Source organism: Xanthovirga aplysinae (genome assembly GCF_009711365.1).
In the GTDB taxonomy this organism is placed as follows: domain Bacteria; phylum Bacteroidota; class Bacteroidia; order Cytophagales; family Cyclobacteriaceae; genus Xanthovirga; species Xanthovirga aplysinae.
Genome location: NZ_SMMB01001116.1, coordinates 1 through 8,464, shown reverse-complemented (window position 1 = coordinate 8,464; position 8,464 = coordinate 1). Strand labels below are relative to the sequence as shown.

The following is an 8,464-nucleotide window of genomic DNA, read 5'->3' as shown; positions in this document are numbered from 1 at the left end:
TGCCGAAATTATTCAAAATGGTGCTATGGGTCCTAGCCGATCCAATAAGGCTTTAATACTACAAACCGGAGATAACCATGAGGCCAGCATTATTCAAACCAATGCAAGGAATAACCGAGCAGCTATCTTTATACTAGGAGGCAGCGGAAATTCAGCCACTATTAATCAGAGTGGAATGAGAAATAGGAGCCTAATAAAAATTATAAATTGAGAAAGGGGGAATTCCCCCCTTTTTTGAATATCTGCTTTGCCCCATGGTCATGATTATATCTAAACTTATTTAATGCAGTTTTCCAAAATTTAGAGTCCTAAATAATCCCCCTTTGAAGGGGGGTAAAAGAAGATGTTTGTCCCACCTTCCAATTCTCAATTCTAAATTTCAATCTAAATATTAAAGGATCATGAAAAAGTTACTTACCCCGCTGCTGCTACTAATGCTAGGAGCTTCGGCGGCTTACTCCCAAAACCTTTCCACCACCCAGGATGGTACAGGAAACCGTTCCATCAAAATTCAAATCCGGCCTGATCCTAATGCACCCAACATCATGGAAGCCGATCAAGTTGGGAATTTTAATACCTTCTTTGGCCTCCAGTTCGAAGGTCAAAATAACGTGATGAATGTTTCCCAGATGGGTAATAGAAACACCAGTCTTAATTTCCAGATTGGGGGACAAAACAACAACATCACCGTAAACCAGGAAGGCACTAATGACGGAATCAGCAAGGGTAATTTTGCTTTTGCCTTTCAAAAAGGAGATAATAATGAAATTTTAATAAATCAATTGGGTTTCAATCCTGGGGGGCGTAGTTTTTTTAATCGTGCTTATGCCACAATTCTTGGAAGTGGTAACAGGTTCCCTGGCATAAATACTTCCCAATCTGGGAGGGATGGGGGAAAAAGTTCCTTCAATTATGTTAATGCCTTAATCAAAGGAGATAATAACATTGAGGGCATAAGAACTATCCAGGACGCCTTTGGTGAAAATAGCAAGAGTATAGGCAATTATATTGAGGCTCGTGTAATAGGAAATGATAATAGAGGGCAGGATGATAATGTCATCATTATTTCTCAAGAGGCTTCTGGTGGAGGTACTAGTTCATTTAACAATGCCTTTGCTGAGGTAATTGGTAATGAAAACATTTCCCTCGATGGTAATTTTATAGGGATAAACCAATTAGGTAGTATATTTGGTTCAGGAGGTAAAAGTACACATAATGATGTTTATGTCCGGGTGATTGGAGATTCAAATTTTTCTGATGCAGGAACTTCAATATTTATTGACCAAGCGGCAGGTAACGGAGGAAGAACCGCTCGTAATAATGCCAAGGTTATAATTGAGGGGGATAACAATATTGCCCTAACTCGTTTGGTAGATATTTCTCAAAGATCTAATAACAGTCAAACCCAAAATAATAATGTTTCTGCACTGGTCCGGGGGAATGATAATATTGCTTCTATTTTTACTTTTGGGGGTAATTTTATAATTATTGACCAATCCTCTAGTGGTGGGGGTAGTAGAAGTGTACGAAATGATGCAAATGCCCAAGTCCTTGGAGATAAGAATCTTGTGGCTTTTGATTTTATAAATATAAAGCAATTTGCTAATGGCGCCCGAAGCGAGGATAACTATGCTTATGCACGTATTAATGGAGATAGAAACTCTTCCACTGATAATTTCATAACCATAGACCAGAGTGCCGGGGGTATGGGAAGTATTACCGAAGGTAATTTTGCTTATGCTCTTCTAAGGGGCGATGATATTGAGGCTGATAATACCATCATCAATATTGATCAAACCGCCAGGGGGGGAGGTAAAAGTAAAAGTAACCAGGCTTTTGTCTTATTCAAAGGAAAGGGAGGAGTAGGATTTAATTCTCCTTCTCTTGTAATTAACCAATCGGCCAGCAATGGGGGCATTTCTTCAAAAAACCGGGCTACTGCCTTGGCATTTGGAGGTGGGCATGAAATAAATATCGAACAAACCGCTGATAGTCCTGGGGTTTCTACGGTGGGTAACAGAGCATTTGTCCTACAAACAGGAGATAACCATGAGGCTTCCATTTTACAAACTGCCGGCAGAAATAATACGGCTGCCATTTTGATGCTGGGCGGTAGTGGAAATTCAGCTTCCATTGATCAAAGTGGTATGAGGAATAGGGCAGAGATTAAAATTATTCATTAAAAAGGGGGAGAAATCCCCCTTTTTTGATATATGCTAATTGTTAGGCTGCTTTCTTCTTCACTTATTAATTCCCCATTCTAGAAATGGACCTATGAATTTCCTCCTTTGAATGGGGGTGTTATTCCAACTTTTCAGTTTTCAATACCTATTCTAATTAAAAATTCACACAATTATGAATAATTTACTGACCTCCATGCTGTTAGTCATGCTGGCAGGCACAACTGTTTTCTCACAAAACCTGACAACCACCCAGGATGGTACGGGAAACTCCTCTATCAAAGTACAGATTCGCCCTGACCCTAATATGCCCAATATCATGGAAGCCGATCAAGTGGGGAATTTCAACACCTTTTTTGGACTGCAGTTCAAAGGTCAAAACAATGTGATAGATGTTTCCCAAATTGGGGATGGAAATTCCAGTTTTAACTTTCAGTTGGGTGGAAAGGATAATACTATAATCGTATTACAGGAAGGGCTCAATGGAGGGCTAATTAAGGACAATTTTGCATTTAGCTTACAAAGAGGTTCGAGTAATAATTCTTTCATCGACCAAACAGCCAATGGTTTGGGTAGCCGTACTCAACACAATAAGGCTAATATAATTTTGAGAGGAAATAGTAATTATTCCGTCCCTGTGGAGCAATTCTCTATGGATGGGGGAATAAGTAAAAATAATAACGGATATGTTATAATAAACGGAGATTTTAACTCAATTGGTGAATTCTTTCACACAGCCATAGGATCAGGAAGTAAAAGCCGATACAATTGGGGGTTTGTCAGTATTAAAGGAGATAATAATGAGGGGGATCGCTTTAGCCAAGATGCTGTTGATGGGGGAGTAAGTCAATATAATAGGGCTTATGGTTTGGTTCGTGGGAATAATAATGAACTTGATGACATTCATCAAGATGGTAGATCTGGGGGAATAAGTCAATATAATTGGATCTATGGTCTTATTGATGGTACTAATCTCGATGAAGCAATAGAGCAATTAGATCAAAATGCCGAGGGAAAGGGAAGTATTAGCCAGCACAACAGAATTTATGCTGTTGCTAAAGGTTTGGATGGGAATGATGTAATTAATCGAATTCACCAAAATGCTTTCAATGGGGGGGTAAGCCAATACAATAAAAGTTATACCCTAGCTCAAGGGGTAAACATTAATGACGGAATAAGTACTTTTCAGAATGGAAATGGGGGCATCAGTCAGTATAATTGGGCTTATGCCGTACTTAAGGGTAATAATAACAATAGAGGGATAAATAACCTGCAACAAAATGCCTTTGTGGGGGGAAGGAGTGAATATAATAAAGCTTATGCCATGGTGAGGGGAGATGATCATGACTTTGGCATTAATATTTTTCAAAATGGAGGAGAACTTAATCCCCTTGGTTTTCTAAGTACTGGAATTAGTCGAGAAAACAGGGCTTTTGCCCTTATTCAAGGGAATGGAAATAAAGGTTTATCGGAGGAGGATGTAGCCCTTAAAATTGATCAATCAGGAAGAAGAAGTGGTATTAGCAGCCAAAACAAGGCTTATGCCCTTATTGAGGGAGATAATAATATAGGATTGGTGGATAATCCTGCTCTCTTCATCAATCAATCCGCCAACATTGGTGGCATTTCTTCAGGAAACTTTGCCTACGGTCTGATGGCCGGGAATGGAAATCAGATAATTATTGGTCAATCTGCTGAAGAGGAGGAGGCGGAGAGCCGAGAAAACAAAGCTTTTGTCCAACAAATCGGAGAAAGTCATTTTGCAATGGTATTTCAAAATGGGACCATAAATGGTAGTAGCCAAAACAACTATGGGGATTTGATACAATTTGGAAAAAATCATACGGCAGAGATAGATCAGGAAGGTAGGGATGGCGCAATTAGCCGAAGCAATACAGCCATTATTCGACAATTAGGGGGAAATCAAAATGAGGTGGTTCATATAGATCAGGAAGCCAGCGGAGTCAGGGGGTTAAGTGAGTTTAATAAATCCATTATCTTTCAAATAGCAGGGAACAACAATTCTACAGATATAGACCAGGATGGAGATTTTAATGGTATTAGCAGGAGAAATAAAGCCCTAATGTTGCAAATAGGTGGAAGCGGAAATGAAATGGATATTAGGCAAAGGGGGCAAGCAGATGGGCTGAGCCAAAATAACACAGCAGTGATGTTCCAAAGAGGAAGTTTAAATGATGGATTTATTGACCAGGATGGAAATCAGGAGATTAGTTGGGGGAATAAGGCTGCTATGATTCAAATCGGAAGCAGTAACATTGGAAATATTAATCAGGAAGGTAGTGTTGGTACCAGTCGCAATAACGAAGGTAGCATCTTGCAATTCGGTGATGGCCATAGGGGGACCATCCTTCAAACTGCCGGTAGAAATAATACTGCTGGAATTCTGATGCTTGGAGGTAATGGAAATTCAGCTTCCATTGACCAGAGGGGGATGAGAAATAGATCTGCAATTCGGATCCTACATTGATCGAGGGTGAATATCCTTTTGGTTTCAGGCCTATTTCTAATAGGCGAATAGTTCAGTAAACCTTCATGATTCTTAGAAAATGAAACCCTCTTTTGTTTTCAAGAAATATCAAGAGAGCCCTCCTTTTGAATTCATACAGAAATATTAATTGTCCCTCATTAGAAGATTTGAAGGTAAAAAATAGTGTTTTCTTATCATTAACTAAAATCTATTCATCATGAGTTATGTATTGCCTAAAAAATCCCCTTTTAGTTATAATGTGGGGATGTGTTTTCATACCAATATGACCAATTGGTATTCATCAAATGGAAGCCGACAGCATCAGATTCAGTACTCTCAGGATAGGCTTGAAAAAGTGGTGCAAACTTTTAAGTTGATCCGAATCTATGGTTTTCTTACCGCTGGGTGGGAAAGTACAGGTGACCTCGATCCCTGTGCTCAAGCTTTGGTAAATGTACTAAAAAATAATAAGGAGCTTGAGGCAATGATTAGTACGACCAATTCCAAAGACTGGTTTAAAACACAAAACAATGTGGATTCCTGGGTTAAAAAACTCAAATCAGAGTTGGGAAGTGCTGTAAGCCAAATTAAAACTATTTTGATTTGTAATGAGATCAATGCTAATGGAATTACCGCTAGTGACATTAATACCATTATGGGCAATTTTAAGAATAATGCTGATTTTATGGACCTTAAAATTCCCTTGAGTGTTTCATTTAGTAACCTTCCGGACCAGGCTGGTGATACTAAATCTGATGCCCTGGTGGAAGCGGTAATGAATAATTGGGCCCCTTCCTGGAATGGGAATTACCCTTTTGTGTTTATCGATCCTTATCCGGATGCTAAGGGAATTGATAACCCAGCAGGAGTATTTAATTGGCAAGGCAGAGTACATGACTATTATGCCAAAAAATATCCCAACATTCAGATATTTATTGCCGAGACAGGTGCGGAAGGCTCTAAAAGTGACGATAGTTCAGAACCGCTTATTGAAGGTATCTTACAACAATTAGATACGCAGTATTCCACCAATAAACGTACGGTACCTACCTTTATGTTTGAAGCCATAAATGAGCCACTGAAATCAGGACAACCTTTGCAAACGCATATGGGCGTTTATGCTGATAAAGCCGGTGATCAGGGTGCTCAAATTAATCTAAAACCGCACATTAAAATACCTCAGTGGGTAGGGCAGAGATAGGAATTGTACCAGGTTTCTAGTTGTATGGAACTTTTAAATTTAAAGGTTAAAGAATTTTGGTAGGTGGTGAAAGAGGGGATGAATTAAAGTAAAAGTTCTGAAGGCTTTAGGCCCAGACCATGGTGGTCCGGGCTTTTTTTAAAATCTTATTAGGAGCATAGTTATTATTCCTTTAAAAAATTGATTTTGGCTGAACTAAATTAAAGAACAGAATTTCTTTATTCACTTATTTTCTGAGAAAGGATAATTACTTCTGTATGTGCATCAATCATAAGTGGAGGCAAGAAAAGAACCCCATTTACAGGACTGAGGTTGGTAAGATCTGTATATTGTTGGGTTATGGTGTTGTACCTCCTTATTTTGTAAGAGGAAGTGTTATTCAAAGGAAAGTTGGCATTAACCGTTAGGGGATTATTCTGAAAGTTTCGAAGGTAAACCCAAAAAGAATCACCGGTTTGTACTCCAAAAGCATCGATATTCTGGTCTTTGGTGACTACAAAACCCGCAAAGGAACCCTCTCCTGCAGTAAACATCTGCTCGGTGATTTGAATGGCTGGCTCAAAACTGCCAATGGTATCCAGTTCTGTATATTCTTGCCACCACCAGGTCATGGGATAAATGGGGGTAGGAGAAAAGATGCCAAACCATAAACCTGTACGAAGGTCTGCATCATATTCGGGCAAGGTGCTTTCTGTAGGTCCAACTTGAGAGTTAAGGCTAAATTCCCCAGCGACAAAAGGTTTATTGAACATCTCACTATATTCATTGACTACCTTATGGATAGTGCCTGTTGCTCCATATAGGTGTTCTTGTGAAATCTGAATATCGGGGACATCAAAAAGGCCAGCCACCGGTGAATCGGAGATGCTGGTCGTGAGAATGTGCGAATGGGCCGTATCTGTTGTTTTCCAGTAAGCACCCATTTCCTGATGCCAGGCTACCACACTGTCTGCATTGAGGTTTTCTGCGTTAATGGCATTATCAATTTCATTCCAGAATTCAATAATAGGAATGTAGGGAGAGTACCCCCAACGGGAAATAATATAGCGTAAACGGTTTTTATATTGCTGTTTGGCAGCCTCCAGTGTAAAGAACTCTTCAGGGGTGGTGGCAGGCCCCCCTAAGGTTACATTATAGTTGTTTTTCGGCCAGAATGGAGGGTTTCCAAATTCATCCGAATTTGTATAAAGATCACTAAAATTGCCCAACGTCAGCATAAGGTAAAGTTTATTTTCTTCCAGAAGTGTAACAAGGGAATCCATTCGGTCTATTGCAAACCGGTTATAAGTATCGGTTGTATCATTGGGATATCGCCCCCCAAAGGTTATTTTCCATTCTAGGGGAAGATTCCAGGGGCACATCCAGGTGCGGAAAAAGTTGATTCCCTTTTCTTTATAGAGAGGTAAGAGAAAATCATAGGTATATTGCTGTATATCCGATGGTATTTCCGGGCGGGGTTCCCAGGCTAGGTTGAGGCCAATTCCTCGGAATTTCTTTCCGGATTCAAACTGAAAGGTCCAAAAAGAGGTGTCAGCTAAGCTTAAAAACCCATCTAGGTTTTCTGCTCCCTCCTGATTGACCATTACGGTATAGGTAGCAGATTTTTTGGGCTGTTTCCCATTTTGAGTTAAAATTAACTGAACCTTAAATTCACCAGACTCTCTAGGGGACCAATGGGTTTTCCAGATGGAAAAAATTGATAATCCCCTTTCGAAATAGCAGGGATGCAGCAATTGTGCACCCGATGGGGTGGTGATTTTAAGGTCCATAGCGATTTCGAACTGATCAAAAGGATCGTTGAAATTAGCCAATAGAACTGCTGAAATGGTAGTTTTGGCATAAAGGGCCGATTGCTCAGGAACGACTACCTTTATAAATAGGGTGGGGTAACCCTTGTCCGTTGAGGTAGGGGATACTGGATCTAACTGTTGAGCTTGTAGGGGTGGAGCACTTAACCCAAAAAGGGCAAGTAGAATAATTAATAAATAGGTTTTCATGGTTTTATAATAGTCCATTAGAGTAAATATTTTTTAAGTGTAAAGCGCTTTATCGGTAGGTGCTGATTTTTAGAATTTACTTTTTGGATTAATCAGGTAATGCAGCTATTTGAGGAAATGCGCCTGGCTTTTCTAACTTAAAATTAGGCAATGGATGAGTAACTTGGTGGATACAAAGTTAGGGCAATAAGTGGACAGGTCGTAGACAATTTAAAGCCATTAATACTAATAGCTGGGCTCTTCCCAAATCATTTATTTTTCTTTCGAACAGAATTGATTCAAAAGGCCTCAAGGATTCCCTTGGACTTTTTTCCAATCATTATGGTGAAGTTAGGTGCTTTATGGGAGTTCTAATTGGAAAAAGGTTTAAAAACCCCCTATTGAATAGGGAAAGAATGGGATGTTGGGGGTCATGTAGAAATATGGAGGTATGATAGGAGGTTTAATACCAAAAGGAGAAAACCGCCATCCTTTTACTTTCAGCACATAAATGATCTCTTGGTTCATTATAAACTCCCTGAAACTCTCTCATTATTAAACTATTGAATACAAATCGAAAACATTAATTATTCAAAATGTTCTGGACTGATTGTTTAGA

At 39.4% G+C, this 8,464-nt stretch carries 5 protein-coding genes; 4 read left to right on the top strand and 1 reads right to left on the bottom strand.

Annotation, left to right across the window (positions count from 1 at the left end; genetic code table 11):
- From E1171_RS13330 to E1171_RS13315, 4 genes are all read left to right on the top strand, one after another.
- On the top strand, positions 1-211 hold a 211-nt coding region (locus tag E1171_RS13330; RefSeq protein ID WP_222931498.1), incomplete at its 5' end, for a hypothetical protein.
- A gap of 190 nt (positions 212-401) precedes the next feature.
- Positions 402-2,183, top strand: coding sequence for a hypothetical protein (locus E1171_RS13325; RefSeq protein ID WP_155206503.1), 1,782 nt, complete (start codon positions 402-404; stop codon positions 2,181-2,183).
- A 172-nt stretch (positions 2,184-2,355) separates the two neighbouring features.
- The gene (locus E1171_RS13320; protein WP_155206502.1) at positions 2,356-4,668 is read left to right on the top strand and encodes a hypothetical protein; all 2,313 of its coding nucleotides are present in this window, start codon (positions 2,356-2,358) and stop codon (positions 4,666-4,668) included.
- A 217-nt stretch (positions 4,669-4,885) separates the two neighbouring features.
- Positions 4,886-5,869, top strand: coding sequence for a glycoside hydrolase family protein (locus E1171_RS13315; RefSeq protein ID WP_155206501.1), 984 nt, complete (start codon positions 4,886-4,888; stop codon positions 5,867-5,869).
- A gap of 218 nt (positions 5,870-6,087) precedes the next feature.
- Here E1171_RS13315 and E1171_RS13310 read toward each other — a convergent pair whose 3' ends face one another.
- A complete protein-coding gene (locus tag E1171_RS13310) occupies positions 6,088-7,866 on the bottom strand; it encodes a cellulase family glycosylhydrolase (protein ID WP_187696442.1) in 1,779 nt (592 codons plus the stop codon).
- Between the last annotated feature and the right edge of the window lie 598 nt (positions 7,867-8,464).